Below are 18,347 nucleotides of genomic sequence, written 5' to 3'. Positions count from 1 at the left end.
GTGCGGGTCCCTGACAGAATCGGCACGTGCGGTTGGGTCGGCATCGCGCCGCGCTCTCCACCGAGCAGCGGCGCAAGAAGGCGTTACGGCGTGGCGTGCTGGCCGGGCTCGCGGCCGTGGCCATCGTCGTCGCCTCGCTGACCGTGGTGTTCGGCGGCGCGGGCGCGCTGTGCTCCACACGGGAGCCCGTGCTGGTCAGCGTCGCGGCGGCGGTGGACGTCGCGCCCGCCGTCATGGAGGCGGCCGGGCGGTTCAACGACACCAAGGCGTCCGTGGGCGGCCGGTGCGTGCTCGTCCAGGTGACCGAGCAGCCGCCGGCCACCGTCCTGCGCACGCTCATCGGCGACCGCGCGGGCGTGCTGCGCGAGCGGCCCGACGGGTGGATCGCCGACTCCTCGGCCTGGATCCGGCTGGCCCGCCAGCAGGGGGCCAGCTCGCTGCCGTCCGGGGAGAGCGTCGTCGCGACCTCGCCGCTGGTGTTCGCCACACGGCAGTCGCTGGCGCGGCGCTTCTCCGTGGGCAACACCGAGATGAACTGGCGGATGGTCTTCCCGTCCACCGCGCGCGGGCGGCTGACGCCCACCGACGAGGAGCCCGACGTCGTACGCGTGCCCGACCCCTCGCTGGCCGGGGCCGGCATCGCGACCGTGGCCGCCGCCCGCGACGTGGTCGGCACCGGGCCCGAGGCCGACAAGGCGCTGACCGCGTTCGTCCGCTGGGCGCAGGCGGGGTCGGCCCCCGACTACCGCAGCATGCTGGCGGCCGTGGACGACCGTACGTTCTGGCAGCGGCCGGTGGTCATCGTGCCCGAGCAGTCCGTGTGGAACCACAACCAGCGGCCCTCCGCCGACCCGGTCGTGGCGCTGCACCCGCGCGAGGGGACCATCGACCTCGACTACCCCTACGTCGTCACCGCCACCGACCCGGTGGCGGCCGAGGCGTCCACCGCGTTCGCTGACTGGCTGACGGGGCCGGAGGCGCAGCAGATCGTGCGGCGGGCCGGGTTCCGGTCGGGCGACGGCAAGGAAGGGCCGATCTCGCCGGGGCCGCTGCTCCCCACGGCCGCCCCCAAGGTGCGCACGTCCGTCACCCCGCAGGACATCGACGAGGCGCTGCGCGCCTGGAGCCGGCTCGCCCCGCCCACCAACATCCTGGTGCTGGCCGACACCAGCAAGCACATGGCCGAGCCGCTGAAGGGCAGCACCCGCGTGCAGGTGGCGCTGGAGGCCGCCAGGATCGGGCTCCAGCTCTTCCCGGTGTCCACGCACATGGGGCTGTGGGAGTTCGCCGGCGGGCTGGGGCAGGTCAGGGGCTACCGGGAGCTGGTCGGGCTCGGGCCCATCAACGAGCCCGAACGCGGGCAGGTCGTCCGGCGCAGCCGCCTGGAGGAGGCCACCGCCACCATCACCGCTCATCCCACGCGGCCGAGCTCGCTCTACGACGCCGTGCTCAGCGGCTTCCGCCGGGTGAGCGGCGAGTACCGCGAGGAGATGAACAACACGCTGCTGGTGATCACGGCGGGCAAGGACGACGGCAAGGGCATCAGCCGCGAGCGGCTGGTGGACACGCTGCGCCGCGAATGGCGGCCCGACCGGCCGGTGCAGATCATCGTCATCGCCTTCGGCTCCGGCGTGGACCGCGCGGCGCTCGGCCAGATCACCGCCGCCACGAACGGCTCCCTGCACGAGGCGCAGCGGCCGGACGAGATCATCGACGTCTTCCTCGCGGCGCTGGCCCGCCGCCTGTGCCACCCCACCTGCAAGCCCCCCGCATAAAGAGGCCGCATGAGAGAGGGGACGCCCCTGGCGGAGCGTCCCCTTCCCGATCAGCGGGTCACACGCGCTGCCAGAGCGCCGGGACGTTCGGCGGCTCCCACCCGGCGAGCGAGGTGTGAGCCTGGACGCACCGGTAGGTGACGCCGTTGTAGGTGACCGTGTTGCCGACCGCGTACGCCACGCCCGCGCGCCACGTGCCCGACGGGGCGGTGGTGGTCGGCGTCGCGGTCGGGGTGGGCGTCCTGGTCACGGTGGGGGTGGCGGTCGGGGACGGGTTGCCGCCCCCGCCGACCTGCAGGTCGATGCAGGAGTAGAAGGCGTTGGCGGTGTCGGAGATGTTCCAGATCGCCAGGACCTTCTGGCGGCCGGTGAAGCCGGACAGGTTCACGGTGTGCGAGACCGTCGCGGGCGGCTGCTGGTTGTTGCCGCTGAACTCGGCGACCTTGGTGTTGCCGATGTAGTACTGGTAGTTCGCGGTCGCGTGCCGGGCGGTGAACGTCCAGGTGAAGGTCACCATGGTGCCCACCGACGCCACCGGCCAGGGCTTGCTGTCGTCGTTGAGCTGGGCGAACTGCCCCAGGTTGGCGTTGCAGGTGCGCAGGCCCTTCGGGCCCTCGACGCTCTGCGGCTCGTAGACGATGTTGCCGCAGTCGGGCACCTTGCCCTGGGCGCAGTTGGCCTGCCGGCTGGGCGGCGAGTTGACGTAGCCGTGAGCCAGGGCGGGGCCGGTGTTGAAGACCGTGGCGGCGATGGCCATCGCCGCCACGGCGACCAACGTGAGCATCCTTCGCATGAAAGCGGCTCCTTTACATGGGGGGATGCTCCAAATGTAAAGGAAACTTTCCTAACGGTAAATGGCTGGCTGACCGGGCGTGCGGGCTCCGGTCAGTACGGCCAGGTCAGCGCGTCACGATGAAATCGGCCGGATCGCGCGGCGCCCGGTCACGCGGCGGCGCGGCGGCGTGCCCCACGGCCACGCAGCCCATCGGGTCCCACGCGGCGGGCAGGTCGAGCACCTCGCGCACCACCGGCCGGCAGAACATCGTGGACGACACCCATGCCGAGCCCAGCCCCTCGACGGCCAGCTGGACGAGGAAGTTCTCCACCCCCGCGCCGGTCGCCACCACGAACATCTCCCGCTCGGCGGCGTTGCGCCGCTCGTCGCGGTAGGTGTGCGAGCCCTCCATCACCAGGCACGGCACCACCAGGTAGGGCGCGTTGCGCAGCACGTCGCCCCGGCGCACCCGCTTGGCGATCGACTCCTCGCTGAAACCGTCGCCCCGGAGGTCGGCGATCCAAGCCTCGCGCATCGCGTCGAGCAGTTTCGTACGCGTCTCGGGCGACTCGACCAGCACGAACCGCCACGGGGTGGTGTGGTGCGGCGCGGGCGCGGCGATTCCCGCCGCCACCGCCCGCCGCACGGCCTGCGGATCGACGGGCTCGGCGGAGAACTCCCTGATCGTACGGCGGGCGAAGACGACGTCCCGCGAGCCGTAGCGGAACAGGTCCTCGTCGGCCGGTCGCACCAGCGGCGCGACCCCCGGGCCTTCGTCGTCGGTCACCAGGTGGGCGAGCCCGCGGACGATCGCCACCGGCACCCCGTCGAGCTTGCCCTTGACCAGCTCGGCCGCGCCGGCGATCTCGTCGGCCAGCGCCGTCACGGTCGCGCTCAGCTCGTTGCCGTAGGCGTCGGACCGGCCGCGGAAGTCGTCGAGCGGGCGCACGCCCGCCACGCCGATCGCCACGTCGGTCAGCCCGTTGCGCCACGGCCGGCCGAACGTGTCGGAGACGATCACCCCGGCCCGCACCCCGGTCCGCTCCGCGAGGCCCGCCCGGATGCGCCGGGCCGAGGCGTCCGGGTCCTCGGGCAGGAGCAGGACGGTGCCCGGCTCGGTGTTGGAGGCGTCGACCCCGGCGGCGGCCATCACGAAGCCGTGCCGGGTCTGGGAGATCACGGTGTCGCCGCGCCGGGCGACCACGCGCTCGGTCTCGTCGGCGATGGCCCGGGAGCGGTCGGGGGCGTGGCGGACGCGGCCCTCGGCCTTGCTCACGATCTTCGAGGTGACCACGACGATGTCGCCGTCACGCACCTCGGCGCCGCCCAGCAGGGCGGCCACGTCGTCGCCCTCGCGCACCTCGCCGATGCCCTGGACGGCGATCACCTCGACGGTGGGGGGCTGCTGGGGGGTCAGGGTCATCGGGAGAGCTCCAGGGCCAGGTCGAGTGCGGTGCGGGCGATGCCGGCCGCGGCCTCGGCGTCGTGCATGAGGATGGGACGGGCCACGACCCGTACGCCGTCGAGCGCCACCCCGGCGTCCTCCTCGGCCACGAGCCAGCCGTCGATCAGGTCGGAGCCGTAGAGCTCCAGCACGGCCTGCGCGCTCGTCTCCACGCCGATGGCGGTCAGGCAGGCGTCGGCCATGCCGCGCACCGGCGCGCCGCCGATGATCGGCGACACCCCGACGACGGTCTTGGGCAGCAGCGCCTCGCGGATCCCCGGGACCTGGAGGATGGTGCCGATGCTCACGACCGGGTTGGACGGCGGCAGGATCACCACGTCGGCCTGCCGGATCGCGTCGAGCACGCCCGGCGCCGGCTTCGCCTGATCGACCCCCACCAGCGCGAACGACTGGGCGGGCACCGAGGCGCGCAGCCGTACCCACCACTCCTGGAAGTGCACGGCGCGCTTGCCGCGCTCGTCCTCGATCACCACGTGGGTCTCGCAGCGGTCGTCGGTCATCGGCAGCAGGCGCACGCCCGGCTGCCAGCGCGTGCACAGCGCCTCGGTGATCTGCGAGAGCGGGTAGCCGGCCTCCAGCATCTGCGAGCGGACGATGTGAGTGGCGAAGTCGCGGTCGCCGAGGCCGAACCACTGCGGCTCCACGCCGTACGCGGCCAGCTCCTCCTTGACCACGTGGGACTCCTTGGCCCGGCCCCAGCCCTGCTCCTCGTCGATGCCGCCGCCCAGGGTGTACATCACGGTGTCGAGGTCGGGGCAGACCCGCAGCCCGAACAGCGTGATGTCGTCACCGGTGTTGCCGATCACGGTGATCGTGGCGTCCGGCTCGGTCGCGCGCAGACCGCGCAGGAAACGGGCGCCGCCGATGCCGCCGGCGAGTGACACGATGTGCATGTCCCTCAGTCTTCCACTGGCCTTTCACCGGCCTTTCACCGGTCGCCCGAGGGTGCGGATTTTCACCGGCTGCAACCGTGTACTTGCAGGTATAGGCCGAATTGAGATGTAAGGGGTTGCTGGGACGCCCGACGTTTGACGGGGTAATGTGGCAAACTCCCTTCGGGCCAAAGGGTCCGTTGGGGGTTAGCTGTGAGCAAAATTGACGTCACGCGGCTGCGGGAGCCGGCCGCCTGGATCATGCTCGTCGCCGGACTGACGAGCGTGCTGCTGGCGATCGGGCACCTCCTCATCGGCTCGTCGTCCAGCTCGACCTTCACCGGTCGCGCGGCCTCGAACTTCTTCGGACTCACCGACCCGGTCGTGACCGCGTTGCTGCTCGGGGCGGTGCTCCTCGTCACCAAGATCGGCACGCCGTCGGACAAGGCCAAGCCCATCACGTACGGGGCGGCCGTCGGGCTGCTGCTCGCCTCCCTGTTCGGGATGCTGGCGCTGCTGCTCGGGCTGTTCGCCGGTGACGGCGCCCGGCCGACCGTCGAGTTCGTGCTCCTCGGGGTGCCCCGGCTGGCCCTGACGGGGCTGGCGCTCGTGTACCTCATCCCGCAGGCGCTGCCCGCGCGGCCGGTCGCCCCGGTCTACCAGGGCCACTCCGGCCAGCCACAGCCGGGCTTCGGCGGCCCGCAGGACCAGGCTTTCGGTCAGCAGGACCAGGGGTTCGGCCAGCAGGACCAGTCGTTCGGCCCGCAGGATCAGTCGTTCGGCCGCCCGGATCAGGCGTTCGGCCAGCAGGACCAGCAGTTCGGCCAGCAGGACCAGCAGTTCGGCCAGCCCCAGCAGGCCGGCTACGGCCAGCAGCCCCCGGCCCCCCAGCCCCCGGCCCTCCAGCCCTCACCCGGCCAGCACCCCGCCTCCCAGGACCAGCCGGCCCCCGGCTACGGCGGCCCGCAGGACCAGCCCGCCCCCGGCTACGGTCCCCAGGATCAGCCCGCGCCCGGTTACGGCCCTCAGCAGGACCAGCCCGCCCCCGGTTACGGCCCGCAGGACCAGCCCGCCCCTGGTTACGAGCCCGTCCCCGGTTACGGGCAGCCGCCTGTTGCGGCGCAGTACGAGCAGCCTGCCGCCGCCGGTTACGGCCAGCAGCCCCCGACGGGGCAGCAGCCCGTACCCGGCCCGCAGTTCCTCCCCGGCCAGCAGCCGGTCCCCGGGCAACCCGTGCCGGGTCAGCCGGAGCACCTGCCCGCCTACGGCCGCCAGCCGCTCTCCGGCCAGCAGCCGATGCCCGGACAGCCCGCCCCCGGCCAGCCCGAGCACCTGCCCGCTTACGGCCAGCAGCCGCCGTCCGGGCAGCACCCCGTGCCGGGCCAGCCCCAGCCGCTGTCGCCCCAGCCCCAGCCCCAGCCGTTGTCCGGCCAGCACTCCTTGCCCGGCGGCCAGTACGCCCCGCCCGCCGACCCTCAGCAGCCCGCCTACGCCCCCCAGCCGCCGCAGGCCACCGACCAGGCGTACCCCCAGGTCCGGGGCGCCCTTCCGGCCGCCGCGGCCGATCAGCAGCCCCATCAGGGCTTCGGCGGCCAGCCCGCCGACTCGCCCTACGCGCCCCCGCAGGGCCTCGGCGCCCAGGACGCCGGCGGATACGGCACCAACCCCGGCTTCGCCCAGGACCCGCAGCCGTTCCCCCAGAGCCAGCCGCAGTTCGGCCAGGACCCGCAGCCCTTCGGCGGCCAGGACCAGCAGCTGTTCGGCCAGCACTCCTACGCGCCCGCGGACACGGCCCCCACCGTCGACCGCCCGGCCGCCCCCGCCCACTCCCTCCCGGACTACGCCACCCCCGCGCCGTCCCCCGACTACAACACCCCGCCCCCCGTCGAGTACCAGCCCGCCCCGTACGTCCCCGCGGACAGCCAGCCCACCCTGTACGGCCACCAGAGCCCCAACCCGTACGCGCCCCCGGACTCCTTCGCCACCCCGGCCGACCAGTCCTACCCCACGGGTGAGACCTCCCCGAACGTCTCGTTCCAGCCGCCGCAGCAGCAGGCGTACTACGGTCAGAGCGCGTTCGACCAGCCGCAGCAGGGCGGCAGCCCCCTCACGGGCTACTCCGGCGCCGAGTTCGCCGCGACCGGCGCTCCCGCCTACCAGGAGCCCGACCCGCCCGTGGACCCGCGTTCCCAGCAGCTCCTCGACGCCTACCAGCAGGCGGAGACGTACCAGTCGCGCGCGTACGAGACCCCCTTCGGCCACCCGCAGCAGCCGCAGCCGCAGCAGCAGGGCGGCTACGAGCCGCGCCCGTACCAGCCGGCCCATCAGGCCCCGGCCGCTCCCGCCGCCCCCGCGTGGAACGAGGGCCAGACCGAGTCGACGATGCGGCTCGACCAGCCGCAGCTGCGCGGCGACGCCCTCGGTGACCAGGGCCGTCCTGGAGACGACCCGATCAACCCGACTGCCATATACACCCCCAACGAGCCACGCAGGTAACGAACCGGCAATGGACGGCTAGAGAGAAGGTGGGCCACGGGCGGGTGTCTATCCCGCCCTGGTACGGTTCGGACCGCTGACAGGTTGAACGACCCCTGGCGAGCCCATGTTTCAGGCGGGTTCGTCCGGGCGAGAACATCACATGCCAAGCACACCGGGGCGAGATCTGGTCTTTCCCCGGATACCTGCATGCCGCTTGACGCCGGACAGCGCACGCGCGTGTAATTACAGCCATGTTGTTATGCCTTCCCGTGGGTGGGTAATAAGGAAGGCGTTCATGGGGGGCTCCATTGCGGGCGGGCGGCAGGGAGGTGTGCAGTGACCGATCCGGTCATCGCACAGGATCAGCTTGACGCTGAAGAACTTGGCTGGCAGGAGCGCGCGTTGTGCGCGCAGACCGATCCGGAGGCGTTCTTCCCTGAGAAGGGCGGCTCCACCCGAGAGGCCAAGAAGGTCTGCCGATCGTGCGAGGTCCGTGCGGAGTGTTTGGAGTACGCACTCGAGCACGATGAGCGGTTCGGCATCTGGGGTGGACTGTCCGAACGGGAGCGCAGACGGATCAAGCGCCAGGCCGTTTGACATAGAGGAGGAAGGGTCACGTGGGTCCGCCCACGTGACCCTTTTTCGCGTTTTCTGACTGCTTCGGCATGTAAGGTGGGCGCGCCTGATCAACCCCCCAGGAGTCACCTGCACATGTCCCGTCCCTACGTCACCGTGGTCGTCGTCGCGCACGACGGCGGGCGCTGGCTGGGGGAGACGCTGCGGGCGCTGGTGAGCCAGAGCCGCAGGCCCGACCGCGTGATCGGCGTCGACAACGGCAGCAGGGACGGCTCGGCCGACCTGCTGGCCCAGGCGCTCGGCCGTGGCAACGTGATCTCCCTGCCCCGTTCGGCCGCCTTCGCCGAGTCGGTCGCCGAGGCGCTCGGCCGCCTTCCCTCCGCGGGACCCGACGAGTGGATCTGGCTGCTCCACGACGACTGCGCCCCCGACCGGTGGGCGCTGGAGGCCCTGCTCGCCGTGGCCGGGCAGGAGCCGAAGGCCGCCGTGGTCGGCCCCAAGCTGCGCGACTGGCTCGACCGCCGCCGCCTGCTGGAGCTGGGCGTGACGGTGGGCCGTACCGGCCGCAGGGACACCGGGCTGGAGCCGCACGAGTTCGACCAGGGGCAGCACGACGGCGTCCGCGAGGTCATGTCGGTCTCCACGGCCGGGATGCTGGTCCGCCGCGACGTGTGGGAGACGGTGGGCGGGCTCGACCCGTTCCTGCCGTTGTTCCGCGACGACCTCGACCTGTGCTGGCGCATCCGCAACGCCGGGCACAAGGTGCTGGTCACGACGTCGGCCGTGGCCTGGCACGCGGAGGCGGCGGCCCGCCGGCGGCGGCGCGTGACGGTGAGCGGCGACCACCCCCGCCGGCTCGACCGGCGTAACGCGATCTTCGTGGTCATGGCGAACCTGCCGTTCCGCGCGATGCTCTGGGCGCTGCTGCGGAACGTGCTCGGCTCGGCCTTCCGCACGCTGCTGTTCATCGTGGGCAAGCAGCCGGCGAACGCGCTGGACGAGCTGGTCGCGATGGGGTCGGTGCTGGTGCATCCCTTCCGGCTGATGCGGGCGCGCCGGGCCCGCAGTTACGGCCGCAAGAAGGGATATATACGCGTAAAGCGGTTGATGACCCCGCCGGGCGCGGCCTACCGCCGGCTGGTCGACATGGTGCAGAGCTTCCTCGCCGGCGGAGCGCCCGTGGACGCCGCCGGCCGCCACCACCACGCCGCCTCCTCTTCAGGAGAGGACGAGGAGCAGGCGCTCGCGCCGGACGACAGCGGCGCGGTCAAACGGTTCCTGTCCAGGCCCGGCGTCGTCCTCATGCTCGCGCTGGCCGCCGTCTCGCTGGTCGCCGAACGCTCCCTGCTGCTCGGCGACCGGCTCGGCGGGGGAGCGCTGGTGCCGGTCACCGGCGGCGCGGGCGATCTGTGGGCGTTCTACACCGAAGGCTTCCACGACGGCGTCGGGCTCGGCTCCGACGCCTGGGCCCCGCCCTACGTGGCGGTCGTCGCGGCCCTGTCCACGCTGGCGCTCGGCAAGACCTGGCTGGCCGTGTCGGTGCTGCTGCTCGGCTCGGTGCCGCTGGCCGGGGCCGCCGCGTACCTCGCCACCAGGCACGTCGTCCCGGCGGTGCCGGCGCGGGCGTGGGCGGCCGGCACGTACGCGCTGCTGCCCGTCGCGACCGGCGCCATCGCGGCCGGGCGGCTGGGCACGGCCGTGGTGTTCGTGCTCGTGCCGGTCTACGCCTCGCTCGGCACGACCCTGCTGTCCGCCGAGCCGCGCCGCGCCCGCCGCGCCGCCTGGGCGCTCGGGCTGCTGCTGGCGGTCGGTACGGCGTTCGTGCCGCTGACGTACCCGATGGTCGCGCTGCTCGGCGGGGCCGCGCTCGCGGTGCGGCGGCCGCGTGGCGCGGTGACGTCCGTCGCCATCGCGCTGCTCGTGCCGGTGGCGCTGCTGTTCCCCTGGCTGGCCGGGCTCGTGACGGAGCCGGGACGGATCCTGCGTGAGGCCGGGCTGCACGACCCCGCCCTGGTCGATCCCGCGCTCGCGCCCGAGTCGCTGCTCGCGCTCGCCCCCGGAGGGCCGGGACTGCCGCCGTTCTGGGTGACCGCGGGCCTGCTCGTGACGGCGCTGGCCGCGCTGCTCATGCGCCGCCAGCGGACGATCGTCGCCATCGGCTGGGGCGTCGCCCTGTACGGCACGCTGGTCGCGATCCTGGTCAGCCGCGTCGAGATCGAGGGGGCGCGGGCCTGGCCGGGAGTGCCGCTCGCGTTCGCCGGCACCGGGCTGGTCGTGCTCGTCGCCCTGACCGCGCACCGCCTGGCCGAGCTGCGCGCCGGCGGCGGCCTCCAGCGCCTCGGCGCGACCGCGGTCGTGGCGGTGGCCTTCAGCACGCCGCTGCTGGCCGCCGGCTGGTGGGTGGCCACCGGCGTACGCGGCCCGCTCACCGGCGACGCCCCCGACGTGCTGCCGGCGCTCGCCGCCGCGCGCAGCCAGAACGGCGAGCGCACCCTCGTCGTCAAGGGCACGGCCTTCACCGTGCTGCACGGCCGTACGCCGCTGCTCGGCGAGGCCGAGCTGCCCGTTCCCGCCGAGGCCGCCGCCCGCGTGGCCACCGCCGCCCAAGGGCTGATCGGCGGGCGCGGCGGCGACGCGGCCACCCTGGCCCAGCAGGGCATCGCCATGGTCGCGGTGGCTCCGCCCGTCCCGCCGGGGCTCGCGAGGACGCTCGACTCGCAGCCCTCGCTGGAACGCCTGAGCCTGTCGGAGTCCGGCGGCCTGTGGCGGCTGGCCGAGACGGTCACCCGCGTGCCGGTCCAGCCGGACAGCGTCCTGCACCGGCCCTGGTTGTGGGCGCAGGGCGTGATGGTGCTGGTCATGGTGGTCCTCGCCGCGCCCGGCCGGCGCGAGAGCCCGCAGGAGGCGCCCGCCGAGCCCGTCCCGGCCGCGCCCCTCCTGGCGGCGAGGGCGTCGTGAGGACCTTCGTCGAGAACAGGTACGGCCTCCTCGCGGTGGTGACCGTCGTGCTCGCGGCCCTGTACGGGCTCGCCTGGATCACCCGCCCCGCCCCGGCGGCCCCGGCCTCCTCCGCCCCGCGCAAGGTGCCGGTCGAGTCGGTCACCGCCGTCTGCCCGGGGACGAAGGGGGAGAAGGTCGGCGTCCATCTGCCCGGTTCGCTGACGTACGAGACCATGAAGAGCGGCGCGCCGTACGTGACCGACGGGCCCGGCGCGCTGGAAGCCGGCTACACCGTGCGGGCGACCGGGGGCGCGGAGCGCGGCCTGTCCGGGGTGCGCTGCACCGAGCCCGCGCAGGTCACCTGGCTCCTCGGCCCCGGCCCCGCCGACGCGGACGTGGTCCTCCGCCTCGCCAACGCCGACAAGGCCCCCGCTCTGGTGGACGTGCAGGTGCACGCTCCCGAGGGCCCGGTCTCCGGCGACAAGGGTGTGGGGCTGGAGATCCCGCCCGGCCGGGAGCGGGCGATCGACCTGCGTACGCTCGCGCCGTCGGCCGAGATCACGGCCGTCGGCGTCACCACGATCCTCGGCCGGGTCGCCGTCTCGGCCCGCGTCGTCCTGGAGAGCGGCGGCGTCGACTGGCTGCCCGCCGCGGCCGCGCCCGCCACCCGCGTGGTCGTGCCCGGCATCCCGGGCGGCGGCGGAGGCCGGCAGCTCCTCGTCGCCGCCCCCGGCGAGACGGACGCGGTGGTGCGGGTGCGCGCGGTCGGCGAGGACGCCGAGTACGCGATGCGCGGTCGCGAGACGCTCGACGTGCCGGCCGGCGGCGTCGTCTCCGCGGACGTCACCACCGGGCTCGGCGCCTCGCCGGCGGCCCTCGTCCTCACCTCGAACGTGCCGATCGTGGCCGGCGTGGTCATGACCGGCACCGGTCAGCACCAGGACGTCGCCTTCACCGCCGGCACGCCGTCACTGGAGCTGGGCAGCGCGGTGGCCCGCAACGGCGCCGGCTCCCGCCTGGTGCTCACGGCGGTCGGCGGCGCGGCGGGCAAGGTGCGGGTCCAGGTGGTGGCGGGCAAGGGCGCGGCCGAGCCGCCGTTCGACGTGGACGTGCCGGCGAACCGCACCCGGAGCGTCCGGCTCAAGGCGCGCGGCGACTTCGCGATCGTGGTGACCCCGGTGTCCGGGGAGGTCTACGGCGGCCGGGTGCTGGAGGAACGACTGAAGGACGGGCTCATGTTCACCGTCCAGCCGCTGGCCCCGGCGCGGGTGTGGACCCTGCTGCCCCCGCTCACGGACACCGCGCGCGTGGTCGCCCCGTGAGGTCAGCGGCGGTCGTCGTAGCCGGGGTCGACGGTCTCGGGGGAGAGGCCGAGCAGCGTGGCGACCTGCTCCACCACGGTGTCGTGGACCAACGCGCCGAGCGTGTCACGGTCACGCGCCCTGGCCTCGAGCGGGCGGCGGTAGACGACCACCGCCGCCGGGTTCTGGCCGCTGGCGGCGTCGGCGCGGCCGAACGGGATCGGGTCGGAGGTCAGGCGCGGACCGTCGTCCAGCTCGCTGAGCGGCGGCACATCCTCGACCGCGAACTCCACCGCCGAGAGCTGCCGCTCCCAGCGGGGCCGCAGCCGGTCGACGGCGTCGAGCACGAGGTCGTCGAAGCGCTCGCTGCGCGACCTGGCCATCGGGACATGCGAGGGGGCGAGCGGGCCGCGAAGCCCGCGACCGTGGCGATCGCGCCGTCTGGGACCGCGCCGTGGTGTCACACGGCAAGTGTACGGGGACGATCCACCCGATCACCGTACGACGGGGCCGCTCGGGTAGCCAAGGGGTGATCCTTTCGTACGCCCCCGCCGGCGGCCGTCCGGCGATCCCGGCAGGTGGTCCGGGGTACTTCATCGGGGCATGTGGGTGGAAAGGCTGAGACAGGTGTCCGAATTGTGGCGACACGCTCGTTAAGAGCGCTCAGATAGTGGCGCCTCGCACTCTTACCAGATACGGTCCCTCCGTGAGCCCCGTCCGCCGCTGTTCCCGCACCGCCTGCAGCCAGCCTGCCGTCTTCACGCTCACGTACGTATACGCCGACTCGACCGCTGTTCTCGGCCCCCTGGCGACGTACGCGGAGCCACACTGCTACGACCTGTGCGCCGAACACGCCGAACGGCTGACCGCTCCCCGTGGCTGGGAGGTGGTGCGGCTGCCCACGGACGGCGCCTCACCCAGCTCTGACGATCTCGAAGCCCTGGCCAACGCCGTCAGGGAGGCCGCCCGCCCGGCCCGTCCCGGCAGCGGCGAGCCGGTCGGCGACGGCGTCGAGGTCGGCCGGCGGGGCCACCTGCGCATCCTCCGCTCGGCGCAGCCCAACCGCGGCGAGAGGTGAGACGCGCTCTTCCCCGCCGGCCGGTAAAGTCGAAGGTCATGTCCGCGGTCGAGTCGTAGGAGTTCCGATTAATCGCACGTTCTCCCTGGTCGCCTTCGACCTGGACGACACACTGGCGGTGTCCAAGTCCCAGATCGACGAGCGGATGGCCGCCCTCCTGGCGCGGCTGCTCGACGCCGTCGAGGTCTGCGTGATCTCCGGCGGGCAGTTCGCCCAGTTCCAGACCCAGGTGCTGCGCCACCTGCCGATCGACGACGGTCAGCGGGCCCGGCTGCACCTCATGCCGACCTGCGGCACGCGCTACTACCGCTGGAAGGACGGCGACTGGTCCCTGGTCTACGCCGAGGACTTCGCCGAGGCCGAGAAGGCGGAGATCATCGAGGTGCTCACCCGGTCCGCCAAGGAGCTCGGCCTCTGGAGCGACGACACCTGGGGCGACATCATCGAGGACCGCGGCAGCCAGATCACCTTCTCGGCCCTCGGGCAGCAGGCCCCGCCGCCCGCGAAATACGCCTGGGACCCCGACGGCGCCAAGCGCCGCCTGCTGTGCGCGCGGGTCTCCGAGCAGCTGCCGGACCTGGAGGTCCGCGGCGGCGGCTCGACGTCGGTCGACATCACCCGGCAGGGCGTCGACAAGGCGTACGGCATCGGCCGCCTGCTCGAAGCCCTCGACCTGTCGATCGACGACGTGTTGTTCGTCGGCGACCGGCTCGACGAGGGCGGCAACGACTACCCGGTCAAACTGATGGGCGTGGAGTGCGTGGCCGTCGAGGGCTGGGAGCAGACCGCCGAGTTCGTGGCAGACTTCCTCGCGCGAGAAGGACGCGATGGCGCGGTGTCCGTCGGTTGATCCGCCGACCGTGGACGCGGGCAGGCTCGGCCCGCCTGCGCGTCGCGCCGTGGTGTTACGGTCAAGCTGGTGACGGATAGCGAGATGGGTGAGCGTGTGAAGATCGACGACTGGCTGCTGGAGATCCTGGCATGTCCGGCGTGCAAGGCGCCCCTGCGCGCCGAGTCCGAGTCCGAGGAGCTGGCCTGCACCGGCTGCGGCCTGGTCTACCCCGTCCGGGATGACATCCCCGTTCTGCTCGTCGACGAGGCCAGGAAGCCGTGACCTGGGAGCCGGACCGGCTCGACGACCAGGCTCATCTGAGCGAGGCCGACCCCTCCGGCATGCTGCCCGCGGTCGCCGCGTCCGCGGCGCAGGTCCGCACCGGCGCCCGCGTGGCCGCCGAGGCCCACCTCGACCGGCTGGTCGCCCACGGGCGGCCGAGGGCGGTCGTGGTGGCGGGCATGGGCGGCTCGGGCATCGCGGGCGACCTGCTCGCGGCCGTGGCCGGCTCGGGTGTGCCGCTGCCGATCGTGACCCTGCGCTCCTACCAGCTCCCCGGCTGGGTGGGCGCGACCGATCTCGTCATCGCCGTGTCCGGCTCGGGCGACACCGAGGAGACCGTGTCGGTGGCCACGCAGGCCGTCCGGCGCGGCTGCACGCTGCTCGGCGTGGGGCCCGCGGGCTCCCCGCTGGAGGCGATCGCCCTGCAGGCGTCGGCGAGCTACGTGGCGGTGCCGGTCACCGGCCAGTCGCGGGCCAACCTCTGGCTGCTGGCGATCCCGACCCTCGTGGCCGCCGCCGCGCTGCGGCTGGTGAGCGTCGAGCCCGACCTGTTCGAGCGGGTGGCGGGGTCGCTGGAGGACATGGCGCACCGGTGCCGGCCGTCCAGCGACACCTTCATCAACCCCGGCAAGTCGCTCGCGATGGACCTCGCCGAGAGCGTCCCGGTGATCTGGGGCACCTCGGCGGTCACGCGGGTGGCGGCCACCCGGCTCACCGGACAGCTGGCCGCCAACGCGAAATATCCGGCGATCTGCGGCGAGCTGCCCGAGGCGGGCCACCACCAGGTGGCCGTGTTCGACGGGCCGATGGCCGAGCGCGACATCTTCGCCGACACCTCCGGGCGCACCCTGCGGCTCGTGGTGCTGCGTGACGTCGAGGAGCATCCCCAGGTGACGCGGCAGCGCGAGGTCGCGCTGCGGCTGGCCCGCGACCGCGACGTGCCCGTGACCGAGCTGGTCGCCGAGGGCGCGCATCCGCTGGAGCGGATGGCCTCGCTGATCGGGCTCGGCGACTACGCCAGCGCCTATCTCGCGCTGGGTTACGGCATCGATCCGACCTCTGTGTCGGCGATCACAGAACTCAGGGCAAGAATCTCCCAATAGGATCCTCTCCAAGCCTCAACCCTATGAGTGGAGAAGACCGGTGAGCGCGAGCGGCGGAACAAAAGCGATCATTGCGGCCCTGACCGCCAATTTGGCCATCGCGGTGGCCAAGTTCGTGGCGGCGGCGTTCACCGGATCATCGTCGATGCTGGCGGAGGGCATCCACTCCGTCGCCGACTCGGGCAACCAGGTGCTGCTGCTCATCGGCGGCAAGCGGGCGGCGCGGGCCAGCACCAAGGAGCATCCCTTCGGCTACGGCCGCGAGCGCTATTTCTACGCCTTCGTGGTCGCGGTGGTGCTGTTCACGATCGGCGCGGCCTTCTCGCTCTACGAGGGCTGGCACAAGATCTCCCACCCGACGGGCGTCGAGTCGCCCATCTGGGCCTTCGGGGTGCTCATCTTCGCGATCATCGCGGAGGGCTTCTCGTTCCGCACCGCGATCAAGGAGTCGAACGCGGTGCGCGGCAAGCAGTCGTGGGTGGCGTTCGTCCGCCGGTCGAAGTCGCCCGAGCTGCCCGTCATCCTGCTGGAGGACCTCGGTGCGCTGCTCGGCCTCATCTTCGCGCTGTTCGGCGTGACGATGGCGGTGATCACCGGCAACGGCATCTGGGACGGCGTCGGCACCATGATGATCGGCCTGCTGCTGGCGATCATCGCGGTCGTGCTGGCCATGGAGACCAAGTCGCTGCTGGTCGGCGAGGGCGCCTCGCCCGAGGTGGAGACCCGCATCCGCGCCGCGCTGGAGAGCGCGCCCGAGGTGGAGCGGATCATCCACATGCGCACGCTGCACCTCGGCCCGGAGGAGCTGCTGGTGGCCGCGAAGATCGCGGTCGAGCACAACGACACGGCGGCCGAGGTGGCGCGCGGCATCGACGAGGCCGAGCGGCGCATCCGCGAGGCGGAGCCGATCGCCCGGGTCATCTACCTGGAGCCCGACCTCGACCGGCTGCGCACCCCGGCGTCCAACTGAGCCCTTCATCCGCCTGACGGGCGGTGGCCGGGCCGCAGCAGGCGCAGGGCCTTCTCCTTCTCGAAGTCGAGGGCCCTGCGCGGCACCGGGATGCGCCCGATCCGCACCCCGAGGTCGCGTACGGCGGCGGCCACCGCGGGCTCGCTCAGCACCCGCAGCGCGAACGCCAGCTCGGCCGGCGAGACGTCGAACCGCTTCTCCAGCTCCACCCCCTGCGCCACCGCGGCCAGCTCCTCGGGCCCGAACCGGCGGTGCGCGCCCTGCTCACGCACGGGCGGCAGCAGCCCGAGCGCCTCCCGGTAGCGAAGCATTCGAGGGGACATGCCGAGCCGTCTGGCCGCTTCCGTGATGCGCATCCTTACATTCTTACGTCAGTTTCGCCGTCCCGTGGATGCGACCGCTGCCCGGCGCCGCCTAGACTTCTCGCGACAATCATCAGTCAGCGCGAGGGGAAACCCATGGACTTCAAGGTCGCCGACCTTTCACTTGCCGACTTCGGCCGCAAGGAGATCCGGCTCGCCGAGCACGAGATGCCCGGCCTGATGGCGGTCCGCAAGGAGTACGCGGCCTCCCAGCCCCTTCGCGGCGCGAAGATCATGGGCTCCCTGCACATGACGATCCAGACCGCCGTCCTCATCGAGACGCTGGTCGCCCTCGGCGCCGAGGTCCGCTGGGTGAGCTGCAACATCTTCTCCACCCAGGACCACGCCGCCGCCGCGGTGGTCGTCGGCCCCGACGGCACCCCCGAGGACCCCAAGGGCGTCCCGGTGTTCGCCTGGAAGGGCGAGACGCTGGAGGAATACTGGTGGTGCACCGAGCAGGCGCTCACCTGGCCCGACGGTGACGCCCCCAACATGATCCTCGACGACGGCGGCGACGCCACGCTCCTCGTCCACAAGGGCGCCGAGTACGAGAAGGCCGGCGCCGTCCCGCCCGCCACGGCCGACGACCCGGAGGAGTGGCACGTCATCGTCGACCTGCTCACCCGCACGGTCGGCGCCGACAAGCGGTGGACCCGCATCGCCGAGAGCATCAAGGGCGTGACGGAGGAGACCACCACCGGAGTGCACCGCCTGTACGAGATGCACAAGAACGGCCAGCTCCTCTTCCCGGCCATCAACGTCAACGACTCGGTCACCAAGTCGAAGTTCGACAACAAGTACGGCTGCCGCCACTCCGTCATCGACGGCCTCAACCGCGCCACCGACGTGCTCATCGGCGGCAAGGTCGCGGTGGTCTGCGGCTACGGCGACGTCGGCAAGGGCTGCGCCGACGCGCTGCGCGGCCAGGGCGCCCGCGTCATCGTCACCGAGATCGACCCGATCTGCGCCCTCCAGGCCGCCATGGACGGCTTCCAGGTCACCACCCTGGACGAGGTCGTCGGCATCGCCGACATCTTCGTGACCGCCACCGGCAACTTCAACATCATCACCGCCGAGCACATGGCGAAGATGAAGCACCAGGCGATCGTCTCCAACATCGGCCACTTCGACAACGAGATCGACATGGCCGGCCTCGCCAAGCTGCCCGGCATCGTGAAGAACAACATCAAGCCGCAGGTCGACGAGTGGGTCTTCGAGGACGGCCACTCGATCATCGTGCTCGCCGAGGGCCGGCTGATGAACCTGGGCTGCGCCACCGGCCACCCCAGCTTCGTCATGTCCAACTCGTTCACCAACCAGGTGATCGCGCAGATCGAGCTGTTCACCAAGACCGCCGAATACCCGATCGGGGTCTACACGCTGCCCAAGCACCTCGACGAGAAGGTGGCGCGGCTGCACCTCGACGCACTCGGCGTCAAGCTCACCGAGCTGACCAAGGAGCAGGCGGCCTACATCGGCGTGCACGTCGAGGGCCCGTACAAGTCCGACCACTACCGCTACTGATCCGCTGCGGCAGG

At 72.6% G+C, this 18,347-nt stretch carries 16 protein-coding genes; 11 read left to right on the top strand and 5 right to left on the bottom strand.

All coding sequences use genetic code 11. The features are described 5' to 3' along the window. The first annotated feature begins 26 nt into the window (after positions 1–26). Positions 27–1,775: a substrate-binding and VWA domain-containing protein gene (locus tag ABD292_RS22440; protein WP_344210252.1), complete on the top strand. Its 1,749-nt coding sequence runs from the start codon at positions 27–29 to the stop codon at positions 1,773–1,775. Positions 1,776–1,833: 58 nt separating this feature from the next. On the opposite strand, the gene ABD292_RS22435 is transcribed toward ABD292_RS22440, so the two are convergent. The 3 genes from ABD292_RS22435 to cofD form a co-directional block, all read right to left on the bottom strand. Then, complete coding sequence (locus tag ABD292_RS22435; protein ID WP_344210250.1) at positions 1,834–2,568, bottom strand: lytic polysaccharide monooxygenase; 735 nt, start codon at positions 2,566–2,568, stop codon at positions 1,834–1,836. Positions 2,569–2,674: 106 nt separating this feature from the next. Then, positions 2,675–3,973 (bottom strand): coenzyme F420-0:L-glutamate ligase, encoded by a 1,299-nt coding sequence (locus ABD292_RS22430; RefSeq protein WP_344210248.1) that lies wholly within the window; start codon positions 3,971–3,973, stop codon positions 2,675–2,677. Beyond that, complete coding sequence (gene cofD, locus ABD292_RS22425; RefSeq protein ID WP_344210246.1) at positions 3,970–4,908, bottom strand: 2-phospho-L-lactate transferase; 939 nt, start codon at positions 4,906–4,908, stop codon at positions 3,970–3,972. Before cofD ends, ABD292_RS22430 begins: the two co-directional genes overlap by 4 nt. A gap of 192 nt (positions 4,909–5,100) precedes the next feature. Here cofD and ABD292_RS22420 point away from each other — a divergent pair, with 192 nt between their 5' ends. The 4 genes from ABD292_RS22420 to ABD292_RS22405 all read left to right on the top strand — a co-directional run bounded on the left by ABD292_RS22420 (position 5,101) and on the right by ABD292_RS22405 (position 12,203). After that, positions 5,101–7,383, top strand: coding sequence for a hypothetical protein (locus ABD292_RS22420; protein WP_344210244.1), 2,283 nt, complete (start codon positions 5,101–5,103; stop codon positions 7,381–7,383). A gap of 318 nt (positions 7,384–7,701) precedes the next feature. After that, complete coding sequence (locus tag ABD292_RS22415) at positions 7,702–7,962, top strand: WhiB family transcriptional regulator (protein WP_020546325.1); 261 nt, start codon at positions 7,702–7,704, stop codon at positions 7,960–7,962. Positions 7,963–8,076: 114 nt separating this feature from the next. Next, the gene (locus ABD292_RS22410) at positions 8,077–10,899 is read left to right on the top strand and encodes a glycosyltransferase (protein WP_344210242.1); all 2,823 of its coding nucleotides are present in this window, start codon (positions 8,077–8,079) and stop codon (positions 10,897–10,899) included. Continuing rightward, positions 10,896–12,203, top strand: coding sequence for a DUF5719 family protein (locus ABD292_RS22405; protein WP_344210240.1), 1,308 nt, complete (start codon positions 10,896–10,898; stop codon positions 12,201–12,203). Before ABD292_RS22410 ends, ABD292_RS22405 begins: the two co-directional genes overlap by 4 nt. Positions 12,204–12,205: 2 nt before the next feature. Here the strand turns inward: ABD292_RS22405 and ABD292_RS22400 are convergent, their stop codons facing one another. Next, complete coding sequence (locus tag ABD292_RS22400; protein ID WP_344210238.1) at positions 12,206–12,565, bottom strand: metallopeptidase family protein; 360 nt, start codon at positions 12,563–12,565, stop codon at positions 12,206–12,208. 323 nt (positions 12,566–12,888) lie between these two features. Between ABD292_RS22400 and ABD292_RS22395 the strand changes: the two genes are divergently transcribed. The 5 genes from ABD292_RS22395 (at position 12,889) to ABD292_RS22375 (ending at position 16,447) form a co-directional block, all read left to right on the top strand. Further along, positions 12,889–13,260, top strand: coding sequence for a DUF3499 domain-containing protein (locus ABD292_RS22395; RefSeq protein ID WP_344210236.1), 372 nt, complete (start codon positions 12,889–12,891; stop codon positions 13,258–13,260). A gap of 67 nt (positions 13,261–13,327) precedes the next feature. Beyond that, positions 13,328–14,110 carry an HAD-IIB family hydrolase gene (locus ABD292_RS22390; RefSeq protein ID WP_344210468.1) on the top strand — a complete coding sequence of 261 codons (783 nt, stop codon included), beginning with the start codon at positions 13,328–13,330 and terminating at the stop codon, positions 14,108–14,110. 84 nt (positions 14,111–14,194) lie between these two features. Continuing rightward, positions 14,195–14,374: a Trm112 family protein gene (locus ABD292_RS22385; RefSeq protein ID WP_344210234.1), complete on the top strand. Its 180-nt coding sequence runs from the start codon at positions 14,195–14,197 to the stop codon at positions 14,372–14,374. Further along, positions 14,371–15,477 (top strand): SIS domain-containing protein, encoded by a 1,107-nt coding sequence (locus ABD292_RS22380; protein WP_344210232.1) that lies wholly within the window; start codon positions 14,371–14,373, stop codon positions 15,475–15,477. Before ABD292_RS22385 ends, ABD292_RS22380 begins: the two co-directional genes overlap by 4 nt. Positions 15,478–15,517: 40 nt before the next feature. Beyond that, positions 15,518–16,447, top strand: coding sequence for a cation diffusion facilitator family transporter (locus ABD292_RS22375; protein WP_344210230.1), 930 nt, complete (start codon positions 15,518–15,520; stop codon positions 16,445–16,447). Positions 16,448–16,452: 5 nt separating this feature from the next. Here the strand turns inward: ABD292_RS22375 and ABD292_RS22370 are convergent, their stop codons facing one another. Further along, a complete protein-coding gene (locus ABD292_RS22370) occupies positions 16,453–16,803 on the bottom strand; it encodes a MerR family transcriptional regulator (RefSeq protein WP_344210228.1) in 351 nt (116 codons plus the stop codon). Between the two features lie 102 nt (positions 16,804–16,905). On the opposite strand from ABD292_RS22370, the gene ahcY reads away from it, so the two are divergent. Continuing rightward, on the top strand, positions 16,906–18,333 hold the full coding sequence (ahcY, locus tag ABD292_RS22365; protein ID WP_344210226.1) for an adenosylhomocysteinase: 1,428 nt from the start codon (positions 16,906–16,908) through the stop codon (positions 18,331–18,333). The last annotated feature ends 14 nt before the right edge of the window (positions 18,334–18,347 follow it).

Source organism: Nonomuraea bangladeshensis (genome assembly GCF_039529455.1).
Lineage (GTDB): Bacteria > Actinomycetota > Actinomycetes > Streptosporangiales > Streptosporangiaceae > Nonomuraea > Nonomuraea bangladeshensis.
This window is presented reverse-complemented; position numbering and strand designations above follow the sequence as displayed.

Bases quoted from the DNA above. Each gene is read 5' to 3' on its own strand.
- ABD292_RS22435 (WP_344210250.1), bottom strand. From the start codon at position 2,568: ATGCGAAGGATGCTCACGTTGGTCGCCGTGGCGGCGATGGCCATCGCC.
- ABD292_RS22430 (WP_344210248.1), bottom strand. From the start codon at position 3,973: ATGACCCTGACCCCCCAGCAGCCCCCCACCGTCGAGGTGATCGCCGTC.
- cofD (WP_344210246.1), bottom strand. From the start codon at position 4,908: ATGCACATCGTGTCACTCGCCGGCGGCATCGGCGGCGCCCGTTTCCTG.
- ABD292_RS22410 (WP_344210242.1), top strand. From the start codon at position 8,077: ATGTCCCGTCCCTACGTCACCGTGGTCGTCGTCGCGCACGACGGCGGG.
- ABD292_RS22400 (WP_344210238.1), bottom strand. From the start codon at position 12,565: ATGGCCAGGTCGCGCAGCGAGCGCTTCGACGACCTCGTGCTCGACGCC.
- ABD292_RS22385 (WP_344210234.1), top strand. From the start codon at position 14,195: ATGGGTGAGCGTGTGAAGATCGACGACTGGCTGCTGGAGATCCTGGCA.
- ABD292_RS22370 (WP_344210228.1), bottom strand. From the start codon at position 16,803: ATGCGCATCACGGAAGCGGCCAGACGGCTCGGCATGTCCCCTCGAATG.
- ahcY (WP_344210226.1), top strand. From the start codon at position 16,906: ATGGACTTCAAGGTCGCCGACCTTTCACTTGCCGACTTCGGCCGCAAG.